At 33.6% G+C, this 23,406-nt stretch carries 21 protein-coding genes; 6 read left to right on the forward strand and 15 right to left on the reverse strand.

What is annotated here, in order from left to right; genetic code table 11:
• Positions 1-405: 405 nt before the first annotated feature.
• From M0P98_06315 to M0P98_06370, 12 genes are all read right to left on the reverse strand, one after another.
• On the reverse strand, positions 406-1,914 hold the full coding sequence (locus M0P98_06315) for a hypothetical protein (protein ID MCK9266478.1): 1,509 nt from the start codon (positions 1,912-1,914) through the stop codon (positions 406-408).
• Between the two features lie 32 nt (positions 1,915-1,946).
• The gene (locus M0P98_06320) at positions 1,947-2,720 is read right to left on the reverse strand and encodes a 5-deoxy-glucuronate isomerase (protein ID MCK9266479.1); all 774 of its coding nucleotides are present in this window, start codon (positions 2,718-2,720) and stop codon (positions 1,947-1,949) included.
• 13 nt (positions 2,721-2,733) lie between these two features.
• A complete protein-coding gene (locus M0P98_06325) occupies positions 2,734-4,182 on the reverse strand; it encodes an Rne/Rng family ribonuclease (GenBank protein ID MCK9266480.1) in 1,449 nt (482 codons plus the stop codon).
• On the reverse strand, positions 4,172-4,720 hold the full coding sequence (locus M0P98_06330) for a TIGR03936 family radical SAM-associated protein (GenBank protein MCK9266481.1): 549 nt from the start codon (positions 4,718-4,720) through the stop codon (positions 4,172-4,174). Before M0P98_06330 ends, M0P98_06325 begins: the two co-directional genes overlap by 11 nt.
• Positions 4,717-6,387 carry an ABC transporter substrate-binding protein gene (locus M0P98_06335; protein ID MCK9266482.1) on the reverse strand — a complete coding sequence of 557 codons (1,671 nt, stop codon included), beginning with the start codon at positions 6,385-6,387 and terminating at the stop codon, positions 4,717-4,719. The genes M0P98_06330 and M0P98_06335 overlap by 4 nt, the downstream gene beginning before the upstream one ends.
• Positions 6,384-7,259: a serine/threonine protein kinase gene (locus M0P98_06340; GenBank protein ID MCK9266483.1), complete on the reverse strand. Its 876-nt coding sequence runs from the start codon at positions 7,257-7,259 to the stop codon at positions 6,384-6,386. The genes M0P98_06335 and M0P98_06340 overlap by 4 nt, the downstream gene beginning before the upstream one ends.
• A gap of 1 nt (position 7,260) precedes the next feature.
• The gene (locus M0P98_06345) at positions 7,261-7,995 is read right to left on the reverse strand and encodes a serine/threonine protein phosphatase (protein ID MCK9266484.1); all 735 of its coding nucleotides are present in this window, start codon (positions 7,993-7,995) and stop codon (positions 7,261-7,263) included.
• 20 nt (positions 7,996-8,015) lie between these two features.
• Positions 8,016-8,342 (reverse strand): preprotein translocase subunit SecG, encoded by a 327-nt coding sequence (gene secG / locus M0P98_06350; protein MCK9266485.1) that lies wholly within the window; start codon positions 8,340-8,342, stop codon positions 8,016-8,018.
• A 24-nt stretch (positions 8,343-8,366) separates the two neighbouring features.
• A complete protein-coding gene (gene tpiA, locus M0P98_06355) occupies positions 8,367-9,116 on the reverse strand; it encodes a triose-phosphate isomerase (protein MCK9266486.1) in 750 nt (249 codons plus the stop codon).
• 8 nt (positions 9,117-9,124) lie between these two features.
• Entirely contained in the window at positions 9,125-10,306 is a 1,182-nt protein-coding gene (locus M0P98_06360; protein ID MCK9266487.1) for a phosphoglycerate kinase, read from the reverse strand.
• A 105-nt stretch (positions 10,307-10,411) separates the two neighbouring features.
• Positions 10,412-11,419, reverse strand: a complete 1,008-nt coding sequence (gene gap / locus M0P98_06365; GenBank protein ID MCK9266488.1) for a type I glyceraldehyde-3-phosphate dehydrogenase — start codon at positions 11,417-11,419, stop codon at positions 10,412-10,414.
• Positions 11,420-11,728: 309 nt separating this feature from the next.
• Entirely contained in the window at positions 11,729-12,355 is a 627-nt protein-coding gene (locus M0P98_06370; protein ID MCK9266489.1) for a ComF family protein, read from the reverse strand.
• Between the two features lie 29 nt (positions 12,356-12,384).
• Between M0P98_06370 and M0P98_06375 the strand changes: the two genes are divergently transcribed.
• From M0P98_06375 to M0P98_06400, 6 genes are all read left to right on the forward strand, one after another.
• Positions 12,385-13,440 carry an LptF/LptG family permease gene (locus M0P98_06375; protein MCK9266490.1) on the forward strand — a complete coding sequence of 352 codons (1,056 nt, stop codon included), beginning with the start codon at positions 12,385-12,387 and terminating at the stop codon, positions 13,438-13,440.
• Positions 13,434-14,474 carry an LptF/LptG family permease gene (locus tag M0P98_06380; GenBank protein MCK9266491.1) on the forward strand — a complete coding sequence of 347 codons (1,041 nt, stop codon included), beginning with the start codon at positions 13,434-13,436 and terminating at the stop codon, positions 14,472-14,474. Before M0P98_06375 ends, M0P98_06380 begins: the two co-directional genes overlap by 7 nt.
• Positions 14,475-14,812: 338 nt before the next feature.
• Entirely contained in the window at positions 14,813-16,894 is a 2,082-nt protein-coding gene (gene glyS, locus M0P98_06385; protein MCK9266492.1) for a glycine--tRNA ligase subunit beta, read from the forward strand.
• Positions 16,887-18,122, forward strand: coding sequence for a serine hydroxymethyltransferase (locus M0P98_06390; protein MCK9266493.1), 1,236 nt, complete (start codon positions 16,887-16,889; stop codon positions 18,120-18,122). Before glyS ends, M0P98_06390 begins: the two co-directional genes overlap by 8 nt.
• Positions 18,094-18,558: a cytidine/deoxycytidylate deaminase family protein gene (locus tag M0P98_06395; protein ID MCK9266494.1), complete on the forward strand. Its 465-nt coding sequence runs from the start codon at positions 18,094-18,096 to the stop codon at positions 18,556-18,558. The genes M0P98_06390 and M0P98_06395 overlap by 29 nt, the downstream gene beginning before the upstream one ends.
• A gap of 63 nt (positions 18,559-18,621) precedes the next feature.
• Positions 18,622-20,244, forward strand: a complete 1,623-nt coding sequence (locus tag M0P98_06400; protein MCK9266495.1) for a DHH family phosphoesterase — start codon at positions 18,622-18,624, stop codon at positions 20,242-20,244.
• Here M0P98_06400 and rpmB read toward each other — a convergent pair.
• From rpmB to M0P98_06415, 3 genes are read right to left on the reverse strand one after another with little or no spacing between them, the layout of a single operon-like run.
• Positions 20,217-20,438, reverse strand: coding sequence for a 50S ribosomal protein L28 (gene rpmB / locus M0P98_06405; protein ID MCK9266496.1), 222 nt, complete (start codon positions 20,436-20,438; stop codon positions 20,217-20,219). The two genes, M0P98_06400 and rpmB, sit on opposite strands and share 28 nt — an antisense overlap.
• 12 nt (positions 20,439-20,450) lie before the next feature.
• Entirely contained in the window at positions 20,451-21,443 is a 993-nt protein-coding gene (locus M0P98_06410; GenBank protein MCK9266497.1) for a Gfo/Idh/MocA family oxidoreductase, read from the reverse strand.
• An 8-nt stretch (positions 21,444-21,451) separates the two neighbouring features.
• Positions 21,452-23,176, reverse strand: a complete 1,725-nt coding sequence (locus M0P98_06415; protein ID MCK9266498.1) for an O-antigen ligase family protein — start codon at positions 23,174-23,176, stop codon at positions 21,452-21,454.
• Positions 23,177-23,406 lie beyond the last annotated feature (230 nt).

Here is a 23,406-nt window from a genome sequence, read left to right on the forward strand (position 1 = left end):
CCATTCCGTCTTTTGCAGTTTATCTTGCGAGCTTTACCCGCCGAAGCCAACCTACGCTAAAATACAAGCTTCGGCAGGTATACCTTGGCGTAGGAGGGGCTTCGTAACGTGGCAATCTCGCCGTAGGCGGAAAAGGAATGTGAATAAACAATAATAAGGATAAATACGAGGGTTGCCACGTCATTAGAAGGCATTCCTCGCAATGCCACAAAACGGCAGTTAAAGACATAAAAGCAAAAAGCCCCCCTCACCTTCCATCCTCTCCCCCAGAGGAGAGGAGAATGTTGGTGGAATCTCGTTTTTTACGTTGAGCCTATTCCCAGCGTGGATTAAGTGAGAGAACCTGAAACAAGTTCAGGATAAAAAACTGAGCGTTTGGGCATAAAAGAAAGGCGTATGGGGTGGCTATATTTCGCCGGCACCGTCGACAGATACACATACAAACGCTGATTCCTTTAATCCTTTCAATTTGTAGTATCTTTCACTAAGGACATCCATAACATTGTCGGCTTGGTCTTTTTCAACAAGAATCAATACAGTACCACCTAAACCTGCTCCTGTAAGTTTTGCGCCTTTTACTCCTTTTAAAGGTTTGACTGTATCTACAATAAAATCGAGTTCTTCAGTACTACATCTGTATGCCCCGGGTTGTTTGAAAAGTTTAGATTCTTCTCTTAAAGATGGGTCGGAACTCTCTGAATATTTTATAAGTTCTTTTAAGTGTGCATTGTCAACGCTATAGGTTTTTTTAATAATTTTTCCATCAGGAAGATGGTTGACTATTCTGTCGCCATCGTGAGAAATAAACATTAGTTTGCCAAAAGTGTCTATATCCATATTTTTGAGAAATTTTGAACATATTCTGGAGCGTTCGCATTCGGTTATTCCAAACATAACTGCATCCCTTAATCTATATCCAGACGCTGGTTCAATATGTGATTCAAAGAAGAAATCAAGATTTTCTTCTGGTAATTCTTTGATTATATCTTTTCTTCTGATAGTCTCAGGTAGTGATAACAAGATTTCGTATATAAGTTTTTCGCTACCAAGGTTTTTAGGATTTATATCTCTTAAATAAGAGAGTTTTGGAGCAAGTTCAGGAAAGTTCTTCTTTATTAACCGGAATCCTATCTCATAGTTAACAATTCTTTCGTTGAAAATATTTTTTGCTCCCATAGATTTTTTTGCTTCAACAAGAGAGTTACAACTTATTATTCTGTAATTCTCAGGGAAAGGTAGGTATTCAATACTGAAAGGGAAAAATCTTATATGGGCTATCTGGTTTTTTTTGCCAAAAAGCATAGCAGCGTGGTCTCCGCACCCTCCCCTTGTACCTACATACCATTCTGCTTTTCCACACATTTCAGAAAGTGCACCTTTTTCGATATCAAGATTGTTTAACAGCACCGTGCTAAGCATTACAGCAACAACAACAGCTGAAGATGAACTCAAACCAGCGCCAACAGGTATATCCCCATAAAAAGCAAGGTTCATACCAGAAAGGTTTTTTTGATGAAAATGGTTTTGTAGGTATAAAATAGCAGATTTTATGTAATTAGAGTAGTCGCCAGGAATAATTTTAACTTGTCTTATGTAAGTCAACCAATCTGTTGGTCGGTTAGGTAGCTCTTTATCTATATCAAACTCGCCTTCTGCATATAGTTCTGTTTTAACGTCAAAAAAAGCAACTTTCCTGTCTTTTCTTTTACCTGCTACACAAAAAAACTCTTTGTCTATTGAAAGGTAGTTTAAGTAACCACCTCTATGGTCTATGTGGGTGCCGAGAAGGTTAATTCTTGCAGGTACCCTTATAAATACAACCTCCTGGTCTTGATACTTTTTCAAATAGGCGTGTAAAGTCTTATATTCAGTAGAATCTTTTGGAAAAGATTTTAATTTTTCTGTAATTTTCATAATGTTTATATGTTTAAAGTTTTTAATTATTGTTAAAATAAACAAAAATCTGGATGAACTGTTGAAGCCATTTTTCTCGTATCTCCAGCCATAACCCACAAATAGTATATCTGGTGTCCGGGAACAACAGATATTGGGTGGTAACCTTTTGGAATAGTTATAATCTCGTTATCCCTTATTACAAAAACATTATCTTCTAAATCATCAAATATGCGAATTGTACCAAATCCGTTCTTAGGGGAAAACTTAAAGTAGTAGACCTCTTCCATAGCAACCTCTTCTGGAGGGTTATTTGTATCGTGTTTATGGGGCGGAAAACTAACCCAACTTCCTGGGTCGCCGATAGTTTCCCCTATAATAAGTTTTTCTGAACGAAAACTTTCGTCTACTATCTGTACCAAGTTTCTTGAATAACCGTCTTTACCTACCCTTGAGTATACCATATTTTTAGACTGTATCAGTTTGGGTTGTCCAATACCCTTTGCCACACAACTGGCTAAACATATTTCGGTCTTGTCTAAAAAGTTTATCGAATATTTTAAATAAGGTGGTAAATATATTGCTGACGGCGGTTGTGAAAAAACGTTTTCTCGACTTATTTTTGCGAAGAGTTTTCCTTCAAGGTGTAATATTATACTACCTTCAATTAAAATTAATACGGTCTCTTCACCGTTAGTAGTTCCGTTATAATTTTGGTCTTTGATATTTTTAATAAAAGATAGATTTATTAGTTTTAAATCTGAGTTTTCATTGGTTATTATTTTCTGGTACCCTTGAAAGTTTCCAACTTTATATTTTTTTGCCATATTTTTTACCTTTTCAAAATATTTTGTACTGCCCGTTTTCCAGAAAAAGGTTCTCTTTTAAAAAGATTTTCTTTTCTTTGATAAGTTTGTCTAAAAACAGGGTCTCTTTTGAAAACTCAAATAGGTCCCTTGAAACTTCAACACTAAGTTTTTTCTTAGGGTTCTTTGAAAGTTGGTTTAAGATACTGTTTTTAAGCATCAAGGCTTCTATATAGATGTTTCGTAGTACTCCATTACCTTTACAGCAAGTGCATCTGTCCATAAAAACATCTGAGAGTCGGTATTCTGTTTTTTCTCTACTCATCTCAACAAGACCAAGTTTTGATATGGAAAGTATATTAATCTGAGCTTTATCAATATCAAGGTTTGCATTAAATTCGTTAAAGACTTTTTTTCTCTGTTTTTCTTGGCACATATCTATAAAATCTACTATTATAAGACCTGATAGGTTTCTTATACGAATTTGACGCGGTATTTCACGTGCTGCTTCTATGTTTGTGTTAAAAATTGTTGCCCTGATATTGTTTCTATCGCTACTACCTGTATTAACATCTATTGCGTTTAATGTTTCGCCTTCTTCTATTAAAAGGTAACCCCCAGAAGGTAAAAAAACTTTGTTAGAAAGAGAGTTTTCTATCTTTTTTTCTATACAATATTTTGTAAAAATAGGGGTGCTTTCATTGTAAAACTTAACTTTACCGTTAAGTTCTGGAAGAAAAATGCTAACATACTTCTTTACTTCTTTGTAGGTTTTTACGTCATCAACGATTATTTCGGTGTAGTTCTTGTTGGCAAAATCACGTATAATTTTTGTGTAAAGAGGTAAATCTTCCCATAAAATTGAGGGAGATGGTTTTACTTTGGCAAAACGTTTTATTTTGTTCCAAAAACTCAATAGTATTTTCACTTCACGTAAGATATATTTTTCGTTCTGCCCTTCTGCTGCTGTCCTGATTATAAAACCAATATCATTATTCTTTATTCTTTTTGTAACGGCAGATACAAGTCTTTCTCTTTCTGCTTTATCGGTTATCTTCTTTGATATTGTTCTTAAAGGGGATTGAGGTAATAGAACAAGGAACCTACCAGGGATAGATAAATGTGTCGTGAGTTTCATACCTTTATCGTCGGTCATAGGTTTGGAAATTTGAACAAGAATTTCTTCGCCTTTGGTATGTTTGTGGATTGGAACTTTATCAGTTTTGCCAAGATGTTCGCCTTCCAAATATATACATTCTTCTTTGTTGAAAGGTAAAAATCCGTTTCTGGGTCCACCTATATTTATAAAAGCGGCGTTTAAGCCGTGAATAATTTTTTCTATACTGCCTTTATATATATTCCCTACGCCAGTAAAAAGGTCTGGCCTGTTAACAAATAGGTACTCAATCTGGTTCTCAGATACTATTGCTACCCTATTTAAAAAAGTCTCATTACTAATTAAAATCTTAAACTTATTTTCCATTTTGTATATCGTTTCCTATAATTTCTCTGTGAATACTTAATATTTTGCCTTCCATTAAGAGGGCTAACATCCCTTTATGGCTGAAATTGTTGAGTTTAGTTTTGATTACTACCTGCTGTGTATCTTTTTCAACAATCTCACCAAAAGGTTCTAATAGATTATAACCTAATTCTGTCAACTTGATAGTGTAAAGAGCCTCAGTGCTGGTATCTGTTAAGGGTTTATCATCATTGTTTGTGTAAAAAAAATGCTTACTTTTGAGTCCTTCAGGGAGAAAAGAGTTGAACTCTTCAAGCAGTTGGTTGATATTGATTTTTTCAGTAATAAAAAAATCAAAATATTCATTACTACCTGAAACATTTATTGGTAAAGCAAACCCGAAACTCATTTTAGGGTGAGGCGAAAAGCCTTCTGTAAATTTTAGTGGTATATCAAGTCTTCTCAAACTTCTTTCCATTATTCTTTGTAAGTTTCTGTTTGATATAAACTTTGCTATACCCTCTTTTTCGTACGAGCATCTTATTCTATATTGATTCATTTTACGTATATCTCTTCAATGTTATGTATAACCCCTCCATAAACAGAGGGTTTGATGTTACCAAACTTGTTTCTTACAGCAGTCATAGATAAAGGGCTGGCAGTGTAAATGACTGGTAATTCTCTATTTACTATATGTTGCCATTCATCGTAAAGATTTTTCCTATCTTGTTCGTCGAGTAGTTTTGCACCATCTTCAAAGATTCTATCAAGTCTTTTTTCCCAATCTTTTGGTGTCTCAACACCCATATTCCAAAGGTGTAACTGACCTTTGCTATGCCAAACATTTTTCCCGTTATGAGGTTCTATTCCTCCTGTAAGACCTATTATAACGGATTCCCAGTCTTTAGTAACATTAAGTTTTGTAACAAGTGTGTTAAACTCGATAGGTAAAAGGTTTATCTTCATTCCAAGTTGTTCCAGATCGTTCTGGATGATACTTGCTAACTGAACTCTTTCAAAATTGTTGCTGTTTGTAAGTATTGTAAATTCTACAGGGTTCTCTTTATTGTCAAATAAGTTCCCATTTTTCCAAAAGAATCCTTCTCTTTTAAGTAGTTCTTTTGATTTATTAATGTTAAACTCATATTTTGTAAGGTTCGAGTTATAAAAAAAACCGCAAGAAACATTCATAGGTCCGTCTTGGTTAGCTCCAAACCCCCCATACACGTTTCGTATTATAGATTCTTTATCTATTGCGTAAGCAACAGATTGCCTGAAATTTCTGTTCTGAAACCACTTTTTTTTATGCTCAGGTAAAGGAGAAGTAGAATTTTGGTTTAATGTAATAAATTCTGACCCGAGAGATGGACCTAACTCAAAAAGTTTAAAATTATTCTTCTCTTCATACGGCTTTAATAGTGGGTAATCTTGCCCTCTAACGTTGACTAAATCTATCTCTCCAACTTTAAACTTTAAGAGAGCTATGTTTGTGTCTGCAAGTATAAAAAGAACTATCCTGTCTAAATAAGGTAATCTTGTACTTGTTGTGTCTGTTTTCCAGTATAAAGGGTTCTTATCAAGTATAACCCATTCAGCTGGTATATATTCTTTTAAAAAGAATGGACCTGTTCCAACAATATTTTCTGGTTTTTCATTAACTCCCCAAGAACTGTTAAAAATACCTTTTTCAACAGAGTTTTCAAGTTTATGTTTTGGGAGAATTTCGTGCCCTAAAAGCCGCAAAAATGGAGCAAATTTTTCTGGTAACTCAAATTCTACTGTATATGTATCAATTTTTGTTACTTTTATGGGTTTTCCTTCTATTGAAAAAATATCTCTGCTACTTGTTGGGATATCAGGGTTATATATAAGGTTATTAAAGGTAAAAATAACATCATCGGCAGTAAAATCTTTGCCATCGTGCCATTTTACGTCTTGCCTAAGAAAGAAACGCCATTTTTTGCCGTTCTTATCAACCTTCCAACTTTTTGCTAACGAAGGTTTTATCTCTAATGTTAAACCGTCTGTTTCAATTAAACCTTCAAATAAGAATCTGGTTATAGCTGTAGTGCTGGTCTCTTTTGCAATTATTGGGTTAAAGGATTTGGGGTCTCCTGATACAGATAAGACAAGATTGTTTTGAAAGTTCTCTCTCTTTTTTTTAATACCACAGCCACAAAATAGTAGAACCGATATTATTGTGAAGGTGAAAATATTTTTAATCATAGTAATTTTTTTAGATCATAAAGAAGTTCTTCCATAGACGTGTATCTTAAAACACAGTTTGGATGTGTTGCCCTTCTTATGATATTTTTAAAATCTTCTGTTACAGGGATATCTGCACAAAGTATATCTTGTTGTCCTTTTTTCTTTTTAAAAGATGGTCCATCAAGACGTTGAAAATAATCTTCCTTGTTTTTTTCTTCTTGCTCAGGATATAAGAACTTTGCAGTTATTATCTCATCCATTGTAACACCAAAACTGTATATATCTGAACAGTAATCAGCTTTTCCGAGTGTTTGTTCAGGCGCTATATAGTTGATTATTCCGTATTTAGTAATAGTTCCACTTTTAGGAAATATATCTTTATGCCAAAACCTTTTTGGTAATTTTGCAATACCAAAATCGGTTATTTTAATAATCGTAAAATCTTTGTTAACAAGGATATTGTCTGGTTTAACATCTTTGTGAACAATATTGTTTTTGTGTATAAACGCCAACCCTTTCCCTGCTTCATAACATATTTTGAGAAGTAGTTTAAAAGGTAATTTCTCAATATTATAAAGAACTTCCTTAAAGTTTGAACCAGAAATGTGTTCCATAATAATTGCATACTGGTTGTTGTACTTCCCAAAGTTATGTACCTTGATGATGTTGGGATGATTAAGAGACATTGATATCTCTGCTTCCCTTTCAAATTGATGTGCAAGTTTTCTGTTTTCTTTATAATTGTTAGATTTTAAGTTTAAGGTTTTTATTGCAACGGTATGTTCGTAAGGTGGTTTAGCAAGAGACGAGTGAGCTTTATAAATGCGGGTGTTCAACCCGCCACCAATAACTTCTTCTAATTTATAACCGCCAAAATCTTTAATTCTCATTTCAATTTTCCAATCTATCAAAAGAGAGTATTTTTATATCGTTTATACTTTTAATCTCTTTATCAAGCCTGCTTATAGCAATCTTTCTTTCTTTTTTGTAGGCAGATGAAGTAAAAAGAGTTAAGCATCTATTATCAAACATTTTTTCTGGAGCAAGTGGGTCGTGTCCTCTAATTAACACGTTAAGTTTAAGATTACTCATAATTGTTTCAAAATAGTCTTTTCCAAACTTTGGTCTGCCAAGGAAATTCCCAAGTTCTCCGCCTTTTTTTTCTCTAAAATCTCCCCATACGATTCTTGTCCAGTTATCATCCCCGTTTTTAATATCTTGTATCTCTTTTAAATTAGATATTTTAGGTAAAGCTCCATGAAGAGCTATAAAACCGTTACCTACTGCAACAAGAGGAAGTGTTAAAAGTTTTTTGTTATACTCTTCCTTTTTTTCATCAGTAATAGAGTTCCAAAAATCTGAAGGAGAACATTTTCTTATTGAATGCATTTCGTGGTTGCCCGCAAGAAGAAAAATGTTTTTATGTTCCTCGTAAACTTTAAGCAGAAAATCAAGATTTTTTTGAGAATCTTTCCCTCTGTCTATATAGTCCCCGAGCATTAGAATATAATAATCTTTTCTATTCAAGTAATTTTTGATTATTGTTTTGGTTGTTATATAGTCACCGTGGGTATCTCCAACAAAAACAATATATCCTTCTTCTGGAAGCCTGACATATTTAGACATAATTAAGAATAAATTTGTTATCACTCATTCACAGCGTCAGGAGCAGGTGGCGGAGTAGGAGTCGGAGTTGGAGCAACCTGTTCCTTGAGGGCTTCTTGTTTAATTATACTTTTGGTAGTAAGTTTCCCCGGAACAGTAGCAAGAACTATTGAGTTGATTATAAAAAGAATGGCAAAAATTGTTGTTATTCTATTTAAAATTGCTGATGTTTCCGCTCCAAAAACTGTTTCCATTCCACCACCGCCAAAAATATTTGATAGTGAAGACCCTTTACCTGATTGAAGCAATACTGCTGTAATAAGTAACACTGAAATAACAACGTGAAAAATAAGAAAAAAAAGATACATTTGAACCTCCAATTAGGATTTAAACTATTTATAATCTATAATTCTTGCAAAAAAATCTACATCCAAACTTGCGCCTCCCACAAGAACCCCGTCGATATTGTTCTGACGCATAAGTGAATCTACATTGTCTGGTTTAACGCTACCACCATAGAGTAGCCGTATATTTTGTGCTGTTTCTTTGCCGAACATTTCTTCAAGAAGTTTTCTTATATAAAGGTGAACCTCTTCTGCTTGTTCAGGTGTTGCAGAGAGTCCTGTTCCTATTGCCCAAACAGGTTCGTAAGCAACCACAAATTCTGAACTACCACTAACTTCATTAAGTGAGTTGGTAAGTTGCCCTTTTATAATATCATAGGTTTTGTTGGTATTTCTTTCTTCAAGGGTCTCCCCAATACATAATATTGGACAGATATCAAACTGGAGAGCCATCTTAATTTTCTTGTTCACTATCCCATCTTCTTCGCCAAAGAGTTGTCTTCTTTCTGAATGTCCACAGATTGCGTATTCAACTCCAATATCTTTAAGCATTATGGCAGAAACTTCTCCTGTAAAGGCTCCTTCTTTTTGGCAACAAACATTCTGTGCACCTAACTTGATTGAAGAAGTTTTCTGTAATACTTGAGATGCAGGATAAAGTGAAGTAAAAGAAGGGCAGACAAGTATTTCTCTATCGTCATATAGTAGTTTTTTTGTCATTAAATTATTTAAAAATTCTACTGCTTCTGTTGGAGTTTTGTACATCTTCCAATTTCCTGCTATTAGTGTTTTTTTCATTTTTTCCTCTATTTTTTTAATACTTCAATTCCAGGAAGTATCCCCTTCTCCAGAAATTCTAAAGAAGCTCCTCCACCTGTACATATATGAGACACTTTATCAGAAACACCTGCTTTGTTTATTGCTGCAACAGAATCGCCTCCACCAATAACAGAAAACGCATCTGATGAGGCTACCGCTTGGGCTATCTTCATAGTACCATTAGCAAACGGTTCAATTTCAAAAATTCCCATAGGACCATTCCAAAAAATTGATTTAGAACTATTTATAAAACCTGTGTACTCTTGAATGGCTTTTGGACCAATATCCACACCAATTTTGTCTAAAGGTATTTTACCTCTGTTTGTGGGAGAAAAGTTAGAATCAACTGATATCTTATCTGTAGCAATATGGTCGAGCGGAGTATGTAGTTTTAGATGTCTTCTTTTAACTTCTTTAATAACTTCTTTTGCTTCAGGGATTGCGTCAAATTCAACTTTAGAACTACCTACCTCCAAATTTTTTGCTTTAATGAAGGTATACGCCATTATACCTCCAGTAATTATAGTATCAACCTTATCAAGAAGGTTTTTAATCATACCTATCTTGTCAAGCACTTTTGCACCACCAAGTATAAGAAGAAAAGGTTTTGGTGGGTTATCAATAAGCACAGATAAAGCCTTGGTTTCTTTCTGTATAAGGTAACCACAAGCAACAGAAGAGAAATGCTCTGTTATCTGATATATTGAAGCGTGTTTTCTATGGCAGGTTCCAAATGCGTCGTTCACATAACAATCTGTAAGAGATGCAAGTTTTTTTGCAAAATTCTCATCACCATCTTCTTCCTCTTTATAAAATCTTAAATTTTCAAGAAGCAGAATTTCACCTTCTTTTAGTTTGGAAGATATCTTTTTGGTCTCGCCTCCAAGAATATCTACAACAAAGTTTACTTTTTTGTTAAGTAGAGCAGATAACCTCTCTTGTACAGGTTTCAAACTCATTTCAGGGACAACTTTCCCTTTAGGTCTACCAAGGTGAGAACCAACAATAATTGAAGCACCTTCTTTAAGAAGATAATTAATTGTTGGTAAAGCCGCCTTTATTCTTGTATCATCGGTTATATTTCCATTATCGAGCGGTACATTAAAATCTACCCTTAAAAAAACACGTTTGCCTTTATAACTCTTGTCTTCAATAGTATGAAGTTCCATAACTTCTCCGTTTTATTATTAATTAACAAATAAAAGACCAAAATCAGTTTTGGCAGGTCCTGTTTAAGACCTGCCAAAAATTCTTCTCTGATTTTTAAAATATACTTATTGTTTACCAGCCATATATTTTAGCAAGTCAACAACTCTGCAACTATATGCCCACTCATTGTCGTACCAAGCCAAAACCTTTATTAAATTTCTTTCTACAATGTATGTGGATAGTGAATCAATTACTGCAGAATGAGGGTCTTTTACATAATCTTTTGATACAAGAGGTTCATCGGAATATCCTAAGATATCTTTCAATGTGGTCTCACTTGCTTTTTTGAAAGCAGAGTTTACACTTTCAACACTTGCTGAGTTTTTGAGTTCTGCAACAAGGTCAACAACAGAAACTGTTGGTGTGGGTACTCTCATTGAATAACCATCAAGTTTACCTTTAAGAGATGGTATAACCTTCCCAATCGCTATTGCCGCACCGGTGCTCGTAGGAATCATTGATACAGCGCCAGCTCTCGCTCTTCTGGGATCTTTATGTGGAAGGTCAAGAATTCTCTGGTCGTTTGTATATGAATGTATTGTTGTCATAAGTCCTTTCGCAACACCAAAAACTTCGTCAAGAACCTTAACTACAGGTGCAAGACAGTTTGTTGTACAAGAAGCGTTTGAAAGAACAGTATGTTTCGAAGGGTCATAATCTTGTTCGTTTACACCTAAAACTATTGTAATATCTTCACCTTTAGCCGGTGCAGAAATCAAGACCTTCTTAACTCCATTTGCTAAATGTCCTTTAGCTTTTTCTGCTTCTGTAAAAAAGCCAGTTGATTCTACAACAACATCAACACCTTTTTCATCCCAGCGAATATCAGAGGGATTTTTTTCAGAAAAGACTTTGTATTCTTTTCCATTAATTACAAGTGCATCTTCTTTTGCTACAATTTCCCCTGTAAATGTTCCATAGTTTGAATCATATTTGAACAGGTGAGCAAGAGTTTTTGTATCAGCAATATCATTAATTGCTACAAACTCTACCTCGGGAAAATTTTTTTCAAGAGAGGCTCTCAAAACAAGCTTTCCAATTCTTCCAAAACCATTAATTCCTACCTTCATAATATAATCCTCCTCATAAAATAAGTTTCTAACACAAGTACCATTTAATTTATAACTTTTAACCTAATCTAATAATCAACCACCATTCTTCCGCCTATAATAAAAAGAAAATAATGGATTGTTTTTTTTATCTTTAGTGTACCTGTCTACTTTGCCCAGTAAACAGTTGTAACTCGCTCTTTCTCTTTAAAGGTCTTTAATAAGAACTTAAATTTTCAACTAAACAAAGTAAGGCCATCATTAAGAAAGATATAAGATAAAACTCATTATACAATATTCTATTTAATTTTGCAATATTTTCTTTAGAATGTTTTAAACTCTTGCCAATGTTAGGATAATTACCTCTGATGCTCCAACAGAAATAAGAGTTTTTTTTGCTTCATTAACTGTAGCCCCACTGGTGTAAACATCGTCAAGAAGTAGCAGTTGTTTTCCTTTTATAAGTGGTGGTTTTCTAACTATAAAGGCATTCTTTATATTTAGTTTCCTCTCACTAAAAGTAAGGTTGGTTTGAGATAACGTGTTCTTATTTTTTACCAGTACACCTAAAAGAGTTTTTTTCTTTAATTTTACACCAAGATAAACAGAGATAAGAGCCGATTGGTTAAACCCTCTTTTGAACTCTTTCCTCCAATGTAAAGGGACAGGGATTATAAAATCAAATTCTTTGATACTGCCTTTTTGGATGTGTGTAAATATAATGTTAGCCAGTTGTTTAGCTAAAAACTTTTTTCTTCTATATTTTAAGTCTTGAATAATCTCCTTGATAGGTCCTTCGTATTTAAAGATATGATATTTATCAACTTTTGGAAGGTTTTCAATAACTGTTATATACTTAAAACAGGGTGAACAAAACCCATATTGGTTTAATATCTTTTTTTCTTTGCAGTAGATACATTTTGTATCAAAATGTTTAAAATTTTTTTTTCTTATAGACATAAGGTTGTTAATATTCTACAATATTTCTTATGGAATCAAAAATTAAAAAAAACTATATATCAAAAGAGTTTATTATAAATTTAGGGTTTTCTTTTGCAATTTTTGCTTTTCTATTTTCGATGAGAGCCCTGCTAAAGATATTCCAGATATTATCAAAAGGAACTTTTTCTGCAGTGCCAATATTTGTTCTTTTTATTTTAACTTTTTTTACTACTTTTAATCATATCATACCTCTTGCGTTTTTATACTCTTCTATGGCTCTGTTTGCCAGGTTATCTATGGATAGGGAACTTTTGGTTTTTTCTTCTTCTGGCATTTCTTCTCTCAAGGTTTTAAGACCGATTATTATTTTTGCTGTAGTAGGCACTCTTTTTTTACTTGTTTTTGACCTTTTTTTGTTGCCAGAAATTAGTTTTAAACAGAGAAACCTGCTCCAAAATTTAAAACTTAAAAACCCGTTATCTCTTATTCAAGAAAAAAATGTTATAAACGGAATACCTGGTATAACAATATATTTTGGTAAGGTGTATAAAGATTTCAGGTTGGAAGATATATCAATTATTTATACCGAAAACCAGACAGTAAATTTTCTTAACGCTAACTCTGGTTCACTCTCTTATGATAGAAAACAGAATAAACTTCTTTTCAAACTTTCTAATGGGAATATTGTTAGTCGTCCTAATGAGGGCGCAATAACTAACCTTAGTTTTAAACAATATTCTTTTTTATATTCTTTACCAACAGAGTTTATTTCAGTTCAAAGTGAACCTAAAATATCTGAACGACATTTAACCTACCTGCTATCAGAGTACGGGGTTGATGAAAAGATAGAGGTTAATAAGAGAATAATTTTTGGAATAATGCCGTTTCTTTTTATATTTATTGGTTCTGGTTTAGGGTATAGAGTAAGGCAAAAAAACAAGGTTTTACATATAGGTTTGGGAGGTATTGTTGGGATGCTATTTTTTCAACTTATTTTTGTGGGAGAATTGTTAGCAAAAAAAATCGGTACCCCTTACCTTATTTGGGCCTCTATGCTTCTTTCTGTTATACTGGTTGTATCACTTTGGAAAAAAGAATGTTAAAAGTAAAATATACTATCCTATCCTTTTTTAAAACTTTTATTATTATTTCAGTATCAATAGTTTCGCTATTTATTTTTATTAGAATAATTGATGACCTACATAGTTTAGAGTTAGTAGATAAAGGTTTACGGTTGTGGAAATATTTGTTTGATGCACCTGAACTTTTTATTGAAATGTCACCAATTGTAACATTTTTATCTGGGATGTTTTTTATCTCAGAGATGCTAAAATATGGAGAGTTAAAAGTTTTTGAAATTTCTGGGATTAACCATAGAAAAATCTTTTATATTTTATGTGTGTGTGGGCTGCTTGTATCAGGTTTTACTTTTTATGTGAGAAATTATACTGTCCCGGTTTGTATGATAAAAAAAGGTAAATTTAAGGAAGTTAAAACAATAAATTTTTCTTCACCCGAATACCTAGTATATAGCGAAAAATTTATCTCACCAGATTTTTTTGAAATGGTTCAATTCTCGTATATAAAGAAAGGCGAATATACTAAACTAATTAAGGCAGAGAAAGCTAGGTATGAAGGTAAAAATTATTGGAGATTTGAAAATGGGAACTTATGGTTGTTTGATTTGAACGGGCAACTGTTAAAAAAAGATGTTTTTCGGAGTTTTAGAACCCAGTTTCAGATAATGCCAGAAATTCTTGCTTCAGATTCAAAGAATATTGAAACATTGTCGTATGTTGAGTTTAAACATCTTTTAACAAATATGAAAAAATTTGGAATTATTCAAAAGGAGATGGAAAGTTATTTTCATGAAAGAACGGCTTACCCTCTCCTTAATTTTTTTCTTCTTTTTTTGTTGCTTCCTTTTTTTTCAATTTCAAAAAAACTTGCACGGGTTTTTGTTTTAAGTATCTCTATGGTCCTTGCTTTTGTATCTTATGGTATTTATGCTTTTAGTTTTGGGCTGGCAACCTCAGGTAGAGTTCCTCCTGTTGTAGGAGTTTGGACTTTACATTTTTCGCTTATTGTTTTTCTTCTTATATTTTTGGTCAAAATTGAAAAAAAAGAGAAAATCTAATATAATCTACTATTTAACCTTTAAAAGTATGGAGTGTTATTTACTCACTCTGGGACTATGGCGTATACACGCCCCCTCTTGTCATTACGAGTGCTTCTCCCGGGTGCCCCCGAGGAAGTTGCCATGCGCATAATATCCCTCGGAGATACTCGGGACAAGACTCTCGGAGGCAAAAAGGAGTGGGAATTCAGGACCTTCGTCTTGCTGTCGTCTTTAAGGTGTATTGGAAAGGGAACAAAGAGTGTATAGGATAAACACTCGCAATGCCACAAAACGGCAATAAAGAGATAAAATAGAGAGTATATAACTGAACGTTATAAAATTTAGGAAAAAAACAAATGGAAAGAGAAGATTTAGTTGTAGAAATTGGGTGTGAAGACCTGCCCACTTGGACAGGAGAATTTTTAAAGAAAAAATGGGTTAATTTTTTGTCTGATATTTTGAAAGAAAATAGGGTTGACTATGTATCGTTAAGGTTCTTTTCTACCTCAAGAAGGTTGATTGTTTATTTGGGAGATGTTGCTAAAACACAAGGAGACATATCATCTGAAATAACAGGTCCACCTGTTGGGGTTGCAATCGACGGTGAAGGCAATTATACTTCTGCTGCTAAAGGGTTTGCTGCTTCAAACAATGTTTCTTTGGATGAACTTTTTATAAAAGAAAAAAGTGGCAAAAAAGTTGTAGCGTTAATAAAAAAGACTGTTGGAATCCCTATTAAAGATATTTTGGGGAATATATTGGTTGAAAGTGTAAAAAAAATAGAAATCCCAAGAAGTATGAAATGGCAGAAGGATGGGTTTAGGTTTATACGCCCAATAAGATGGGTTTTTGCTATGTTAGGCGAGGAAATTATTGATTTGGAATTGGCAGGCATAAAAAGTGGACCTTATTCTTATGGGCATAGAGTTTTGAGTTGCGGAAAGTTTAAACCTGCCTCTGCTCGTGACTATATAGATAAAATCTTGAAACATTTTGTTATATTTGACCCTGATTTAAGGTTGGAATTCACAAAAACAATAATTAATAAAGAAATTTCTTCTGAAATAGTTTTTGATGAGAAAGAGTTGGTTAAAATTTTAAATGCTTTGGAATATCCTTTTGTCTTAAAATGTGAGTTGAAGGACGAGTATATGGCTCTCCCACAAGAGGTTGTTTGTGCAGTAATACGTAATCTTAACGGTCTTCCTCTGTTTAACCAGGACCAACAACTACTACCTTACTATATTGTTGTTTCTGATGGTGTTAAGAGTGAAGAGATAAAAAGGAACTATCTTTCAGTACTTTCAAGTAAAATGGAAGATGCAATATTTTTTATGGATAAAGATTTATCTGTCCCTTTTAAAGAATATTCTAATGAGTTAAAAAGAATTTCTTACCACCCAAAATGGGGTAGCGTTTATGCGCGGGTTGAAAGGTTTAAAAAGATTGCCAATCTGGTTACAGAGTTTTTAGGTGTTAGTGAGGCAGTAAAAGATAATATAAATGAGATAGTTTTATTATGTAAAAATGATCTTGCAACTCTTATGGTTGCAGAGTTTCCATCTCTCGAAGGTATTATTGGTAGAGTTTATGCTGAAAAGAATGGTTACAACTCTGTTGTTGCTAAAGGTATTGAGCAACATTATTTCCCAAAATCTTCTGGTGATATCCTTCCTGAAAGTTTTGAAACTTCTGTGGCTTCTGTAGTTGTTAGAATTGAAACGTTGTGTGGAATGTTTCTTGATGATATTAAGATTAAAGGAACTGGAGACCCTTACGGTATAAAAAAGGTTGCTAACGGGTTGATTGAAATACTCTGGTCTGAAAATCTTAATATTCCAATAAAAGAGTTGTTGGATAAATCTCTTCTTCTTTTTGTGGATAACCCTAACAATGTTTCTGATAAGATATTTCAGTTTTTGTATCAGAGAATCGAAAATATACTTGCAAATGAAGGTTTCTCGTCTGGTATAAGAAAAGCTGTGATTTCTTCTGAAAAAGAGAATTTTCTTAATATTAGGTTAAAGACTGTTGCTCTAAAAACTTTTTTCTCTGAAGGCGAAGGTCTAAATCTACTTGTTCCTTTTATAAGGGTTGCAAATATTTTGAAACAGGCAGATGAGAAAAAGATTTGTATTGGAGATTCTGTTGTTGAAAAACTTTTAAGTGACCCAGCCGAAAAAGAGTTTTATTCTTTGTATAAAGAGACAGGATCTCATTTAAGGAGTTTGTATAACAACGGTGAATATATTTCTTTCTTGAAGAATCTTGGAAAATGGAGAAATGTGATTGATACTTTTTTTGACGATGTTCTTATTATGTGTGATGATGAAAAAATTAGAGAAAATCGGCTTGCTCTTTTACGTGAAGTTAATGAAATTTTTAGTCTTTTTGCTGATTTTTCTCTTATACCCTTAGTGGAGGTTGACAATGTCTAAATGTATAGATGAAGAGATTTTTAAACTTGTAGAAGAGGAAGAGAAAAAACAAATTAACACAATTACTCTTATCCCTTCTGAAAATATTGTTAGTAGAGAGGTTTTAAAGATTGCTGGTTCAGTTCTTACCAATAAATACGCAGAAGGATACCCTGCCAAAAGATATTATGGTGGATGTGAATATGTTGATACTATTGAAGAGATAGCAGTCAATAGAGCGTGTAAGTTGTTTGGGGCAGAGTTTGCCAATGTACAACCCCACTCAGGTAGTCAAGCAAATATGGCGGTATATTTTTCTATTCTGAAACCCGGAGATAAAATACTTGCTATGGATATGTCTGCTGGTGGGCACCTAACTCACGGGTTGGCTAACAATTTTTCAGGGGTTTTCTACCAACCATTTTTTTATTCAGTAGATAAAGAGAGTGAATCTATTGATTACAACAAAGTAAGAGAGATTGCTCATTATGTTAAACCAAAAGTAATAGTTTGTGGTGCAAGTTCTTATTCAAGAACATTAGATTTCCAAAAATTTTCAGAAATTGCAAAAGAAGTAAATGCTTTTATGTTTGCTGATATTGCTCATATTGCTGGATTAGTAGCTGCCAAGATTCACCCTTCTCCTGTGGAGGTTGCAGACTTTGTGACATCTACTACTCATAAAACATTAAGAGGTCCGAGAGGCGGTTTTGTGTTATCAAAAAAGAAATACGGTCCAAAACTAAATAGTTCACTTATGCCCGGAATACAAGGCGGTCCTCTTATGCATATTATTGCTGCAAAAGCGGTATCTTTTAATGAAGCATTAAAACCCGAGTTTGAGGTCTACCAACAACAGATCATAAAAAACTCAAAAAAACTGTGTGCTGAAATGGTTGCAAGAGGGTATAGGATAGTTAGTGGTGGTACTGATAACCATCTTTTTGTAATTGATTTAACTAACAAGGGCTTAACAGGTTTGGAGGCTCAAGAATTACTTGAAAGCGTTGGTATTATTACAAATAAAAACCTTCTTCCGTTTGATACTTTGTCTCCAAAAATAACAAGTGGGTTAAGGGTTGGCACACCTTCAGTGACAAGTCGTGGAATGAAAGAGGAAGAGATGGAAAAGATTGCCAGTTGGATAGATGAAACATTTAAATATAAAGATAATGCGGAAATATTAAAAGATATTTCAGAAAAGATAAGGAGATTTTCGAGTGAATACCCAATCTATCCACAGACCTGACTGGGACGAATATTTTATTCAAATTGCAGAACTTATTAGTAGCCGTTCTACCTGTCTAAGAAGAAAAGTTGGAGCAGTTCTTGTTAAAGAGAAACGAATACTTGCGACCGGTTATAACGGAGCGCCTTCTGGTTTAAAACATTGTTCTGAGACAGGGTGTCTTAGAGAAAAACTTGGCGTACCCTCTGGTGAAAAGCATGAGTTATGCAGAGGATTGCACGCTGAACAGAACGCTATAATTCAGGCAGCGTATCACGGGATTTCAATAAAGGGAAGCACCCTGTACATTACCTGTCATCCTTGCAGTGTTTGTTCAAAAATGATAATTAACGGTGGGATAAAGGAGATTGTTATTAAAGAGCCCTACCCTGATATTATCGCTTCGGATATGCTTAAGGAAGCCGGTGTTAAGGTCCGTGTAATTATTAAAAAGTAACGGCTTCCTCACAAAGCAACCTCCCATAGTTTACAATGGACAGCAAATTTATAAAACAATATTATGATTAAACAACAAATTCCACCAATAATAAAAGAAATTTTACTTGCGAGAGGTTTTGAATCTGAAACTGATATGGTTAAATTTCTTTTTTCTGGGATACCAAGTTTAACTGACCCGTTCAGCATACCTGTGTTAAAAAACGCCTGTGATACACTAAAAAAAACTATCTTAAATGGTGAAAAAGTATTTGTATTTGGCGATGGAGATGTTGATGGGATATGTGGGGTATTTTTAATTCTTTCGTTTTTTAGGGATTTAGGTATAAAAATTCCTTTTTATCTAACACATAGACTTGAAGATAATTATGAGATACCAACATCTTTAATAAGTGAACTTAAAGAAAATGGATTTTCTACACTTATAACAGTTGACTGCGGTATATCATCTGTTGAGGCATTAAAGAAAGCTGAACAATTAGGTCTAAAATGTATTATTCTTGACCATCATATTATGGAGTTTCCAGATAAACTTCCTAAAAGCCATATATATGTTAATCCTAATTGCATTAAATGGAATAAGGATTTTAGTTACCTTAGTGGCACAGGTGTTGTTTTTAAGTTTATTACTGGTATGGAGCAGTTAATGTCTGGGTTGAGAGAAAAAAGAATTTCTAAAATGTATGAAATCCCTTGCCTTGCTGCTCTTGCAGATATTGTACCACTTGTTGGCGAGAACAGGATTTTTGTTAAAGAAGGGCTCAGAAAACTTCCTTTCACATCAATAAAAGGTTTAAATTATCTTCTTGATTTTTATAGGCTTAAACCAACTCCTACAATTAGAGATATTGTTATGAGGCTTAACCCTAAACTTAACTCTCCTGGGAGATTAGGAAAACCTGAGATTGTTTTAGAGTTGCTTCTTGAAAACGATATTTCTCTTATAGAAAAGATTGCTAATGAAATTGATGCAAATGATAGAGAAAGGTATAGGGCTATAACAAAAATTATGAAAACAATTGAGAATTGTGACGATATTGAAAAAGGTTTTATAATTTCTGACGATGATTATAGAGGGTTAAGCGGTATAATTGCATCTCGGTTAGCAGGGAAATTTGAAAGACCTTTTGTAGTCTGTTATAAGAAAGATGATTTTATAAGAGGGTCTATCCGAACACCCGATGGGTATCTACTCCATAGTTTAAAATCAAATATAGAAGAGTTTATGGACGAAATTGGAGGTCATAGTCAAGCTGTTGGGTTTAAGTGTTCTTCCACCAAAATTGATATTGTTAAGGATATCTGGGATTCAACAGAATGGCACTTCCACATAAATAAACAATATGACTGTGAACTTGATATTGACAAACTAACGCCTTCTCTAATAGAAGATATCTTTACATACCTTGAACCTTTTGGGAAAGGTAATCCTCTACCTATCTTTTTATGTCGGAATATTACAATTAAAACAATAAGAGCTGATGAACCCAATACAAAAAAATGTTGGGTAAAAAATAAGAACTCTTTTTTTGAAGCAACCCTACCAGAAAAAATTAATATTCCTCAACCAGACGAATTGTCTGATATCTACTATACGCCTTACGTTAGAAGTTTTAACGGTTTATACCGAATTATCTTAAAAATCTCTAATTTAACAACTTATTCTTCCGGTTCAGTCGATTGCTGAGGAGCAGAAGGTCGTTTAACTTTACCTGTTTTTATGCAAGAAGTGCATATATTTATTCTTCTTCTTACGCCTTTTATCTCAGTTAGCATTCTTTGAATATTCGGTTTCCAAGTTCTTCTTGATTTTCTATTTGAATGGCTTACTTTATTTCCTGTACTTGTTTTTTTTCCACAAATTTCACAAACCTTTCCCATTACTTCCTCCTATTAAACTATCTTTAAAACGGAAAGCCCTATTTGTTGAGCCTCATACCCGTCTAAACCTGTTACTTTGGGTTTTTCTATACCTTTAACACAATTGATAAAGTGTTTCATCTGATCATTAAACATCTGGTTCTTTTTATATCTTATATATTGGGTTTCTACACCATTTTTGAAAAGATACACCCCCTCTGTTTGAGGGTCAAAATCTTCTGGTAAATCTTTCTCTTCTATTCCATCCTGAAAATAGATTGTGCCATTAGGTCCAAAAACATCGTTAAACCTTTTACCACCGCATTTTGCAGGTAAACCCCATGACCAGTTTAATATATGTTGGTCACCAGACTTAAATTCAAGAACAAATGTTCCTGTGTCGAGAGCAGTTGAACTTGTCTTTATTTTTATAGGTAGTCCAGCCACTCTATTTATATCTCCAAAAACATATCTGGCAAAATCATAGTTGTGAACACAACCATCTATAAAAGGACCGCCTCCTTTCTCTTTGTCCATATACCATGGAGATGACGGCGCTGATGTTATCATAAAGTTTCTCCAGACAACAGGTCTTCCAATTTTACCTGAGAGTATTATTTCTTTAAATTTTTCCCAACCATTATCAAACCTTCTAACAAAACCTATTGAGAAGATAACACCTCTCTTATCACACTCGTTGACCATTTCATCTGCATCCTCTAATGTCATAGATATAGGTTTTTCACAAAAGATTGCTTTATTATTTTTTGCTGCCAAAACAACAGGATCTTTATGGAGATAGGTTGGTAAACAAACAAGGACAGCGTTTAATTCGTCAAGTTCAACCAATTTTGTATAATCAGTAAAAGAATGAGTTGGCTTGAAAGTTTCATTATAAAGTTTAAGTGCTTTTTCAGATAAATCTGATGCCGCAAATATCTCAACATCTTCCATTTGTGAGAGAATTTTTGAATGAAGTCTTCCCATCCCACCGCAACCTATCACACCAACTTTTATTTTTCCCATACCTCCTCCTATATTTTCCCCTCGTCTTTTAGCATTTTCATAATCCTATTTGCGTATTCATTTTGAGGGTCAAGGTTTAAGACTTTATTTAAATACTCAACTCCTTGGTTTATATCTTCTGTGTATATAAAATGTATTGAAGCTATACCACACAAAACATCAATGTCGTAAGGGTTGAACCACTCTTGCCACCTGTAATGGTAGAGTGCTTTTTTATATTCCTCTTTTCTCAAGTAGAGAGTCCCAAGGTTGGCATCAAGTTTTGCAAAATGAGGAAATATTTTATCATTTATTTCTGTATATACCTTTATAGCATCATCAAGATACCCTGTTTCACCGTAAACATAAGCAAGTTTGTATCTTGAAACATAGTTGTTCGGATTTAAAGAAGATACAACAAGATAGTTTTTTATTGCTTCTTCATCTCTTCTTTCCTCTTTTGCCCAAATACCTCTTTTAAGGTATACCTCAGGAAGCACTCGATAGAAGGAAGTGAATACCACCATTATAACAGATAATAACAAAATAGTATACCATAAAACTTTTGAAATATCAATATCTGTTTCTTCTTGTTTAGCCATATTTGAAACTAAACCTATAAGAAACCAGAAATACATTGAGGTTGAAGGGTTTCGCAAGTTTGTTGAAAATATATTATCAAGAATAACAGAAGCAATTGCTCCAACAATCCCAAAAGATAATATTTTTTGAAAATCATCTTTCTTTGCTTCCTTAGTTAAACTGTAAAATATTATTGCAAGGAGCGTAAGGAACAAAATAAGCCCAATAATACCAATCTCAGACCATAAATGGAGATATTCGTTATGGGCGTGGGTTGTGGTAGGGGTAGACTCTGATTGAAGAAAATACTCTTTTATTCTGAAGCGTGGGTAGAAAAAAACAAAATTTCCCAGCCCCCAACCAAAAATAGGTCTTGCTTTTATCATTTGCCAAGTACCTTTCCATAAGAATAACCTAACGTTGGTCAAGTACCAGGTTTTAATAACTGGAAATAGAAAAAGAAGACTTATCAACAAAATAATATAACCGCCCCATTTTTTTATAAAATTTCCTTTTCTGTTTAGGAGAAACATAACAGTTGAAAGACCAAATAATGTTGCAAAAATAGCAGAACGGGAACGAGTAAGTATTAAAGCAAGTAATAAGATAAGAAAAAAAAGAGTGTATAATAACCTTTTTTCTATATTGTTTTCTTTTAAAAAAATATGTGAGAAAGATATGCTAATAAGCATCATAAGATGGCCAGCAAAAAAGTTTGGATTACCAAAAGTTGAAACAGGGTACCTTAAACTGCTAAAAAACTGAAAAATTGCAAGTATTGAAGCACTCACACCTGCAAGTATCCATATATTAAACCAGTTTTTTTCTATCTTACAGTTTGTAGCACATAAGAAAATAGTAAAATATAGCAGGTATTCTTCAAGTTGTTTTGATGCTCCGTGTTTGAAGGGGCTTGTATATGCAGAGATAACTGTCCACAGAAAAAAAAGTAGAAAAGGAGTAAATATATATTTGTTGAAACTAAACCTTTTGTTTTGAGTAATAAAAATAACCACAAGAAAAATAGAGAAGAGAAAACCAGTTATGTTTTTAACAATAGTGTAGTCATAAGCAGGTGGGTATTTAATTAAAACGCCGAGAAAAAATAGTATGAAACCTGAAATAGTATAGTATTTGTTTATCTCATCAGGTTTATAGGATATGATTTTCATTATAAGTTCTTATTAATATAGTTTAAACTTGTTAAATTTTTTTTTATTATAACATCATAAGAGGGTATATATCAAAAATACATAATTAGGGGTAAAAAAGTATGTGGTGTCTACTCACTCTGGTACTACGGTGCATACACCTTCTACACAACAATCGGGCACTCTGAGAACTCACCCTTCTGCATAACAAGCATCTCCGAAGGGCTTAACAGGCTCAGAGTATAAGAACA

Source organism: bacterium, assembly GCA_023230585.1.
Lineage (GTDB): Bacteria > Ratteibacteria > UBA8468 > B48-G9 > JAFGKM01 > JALNXB01.

Bases quoted from the DNA above. Each gene is read 5' to 3' on its own strand.
- M0P98_06315 (MCK9266478.1), bottom strand. From the start codon at position 1,914: ATGAAAATTACAGAAAAATTAAAATCTTTTCCAAAAGATTCTACTGAA.
- M0P98_06330 (MCK9266481.1), bottom strand. From the start codon at position 4,720: ATGAATCAATATAGAATAAGATGCTCGTACGAAAAAGAGGGTATAGCA.
- M0P98_06345 (MCK9266484.1), bottom strand. From the start codon at position 7,995: ATGTCTAAATATGTCAGGCTTCCAGAAGAAGGATATATTGTTTTTGTT.
- rpmB (MCK9266496.1), bottom strand. From the start codon at position 20,438: ATGGGAAAGGTTTGTGAAATTTGTGGAAAAAAAACAAGTACAGGAAAT.
- M0P98_06370 (MCK9266489.1), bottom strand. From the start codon at position 12,355: ATGTCTATAAGAAAAAAAAATTTTAAACATTTTGATACAAAATGTATC.
- M0P98_06400 (MCK9266495.1), top strand. From the start codon at position 18,622: ATGATTAAACAACAAATTCCACCAATAATAAAAGAAATTTTACTTGCG.
- tpiA (MCK9266486.1), bottom strand. From the start codon at position 9,116: ATGAAAAAAACACTAATAGCAGGAAATTGGAAGATGTACAAAACTCCA.
- M0P98_06415 (MCK9266498.1), bottom strand. From the start codon at position 23,176: ATGAAAATCATATCCTATAAACCTGATGAGATAAACAAATACTATACT.
- M0P98_06390 (MCK9266493.1), top strand. From the start codon at position 16,887: ATGTCTAAATGTATAGATGAAGAGATTTTTAAACTTGTAGAAGAGGAA.
- M0P98_06335 (MCK9266482.1), bottom strand. From the start codon at position 6,387: ATGATTAAAAATATTTTCACCTTCACAATAATATCGGTTCTACTATTT.
- M0P98_06320 (MCK9266479.1), bottom strand. From the start codon at position 2,720: ATGGCAAAAAAATATAAAGTTGGAAACTTTCAAGGGTACCAGAAAATA.
- M0P98_06360 (MCK9266487.1), bottom strand. From the start codon at position 10,306: ATGGAACTTCATACTATTGAAGACAAGAGTTATAAAGGCAAACGTGTT.
- M0P98_06410 (MCK9266497.1), bottom strand. From the start codon at position 21,443: ATGGGAAAAATAAAAGTTGGTGTGATAGGTTGCGGTGGGATGGGAAGA.
- M0P98_06380 (MCK9266491.1), top strand. From the start codon at position 13,434: ATGTTAAAAGTAAAATATACTATCCTATCCTTTTTTAAAACTTTTATT.
- M0P98_06375 (MCK9266490.1), top strand. From the start codon at position 12,385: ATGGAATCAAAAATTAAAAAAAACTATATATCAAAAGAGTTTATTATA.
- secG (MCK9266485.1), bottom strand. From the start codon at position 8,342: ATGTATCTTTTTTTTCTTATTTTTCACGTTGTTATTTCAGTGTTACTT.
- M0P98_06325 (MCK9266480.1), bottom strand. From the start codon at position 4,182: ATGGAAAATAAGTTTAAGATTTTAATTAGTAATGAGACTTTTTTAAAT.
- M0P98_06340 (MCK9266483.1), bottom strand. From the start codon at position 7,259: ATGAGAATTAAAGATTTTGGCGGTTATAAATTAGAAGAAGTTATTGGT.
- glyS (MCK9266492.1), top strand. From the start codon at position 14,813: ATGGAAAGAGAAGATTTAGTTGTAGAAATTGGGTGTGAAGACCTGCCC.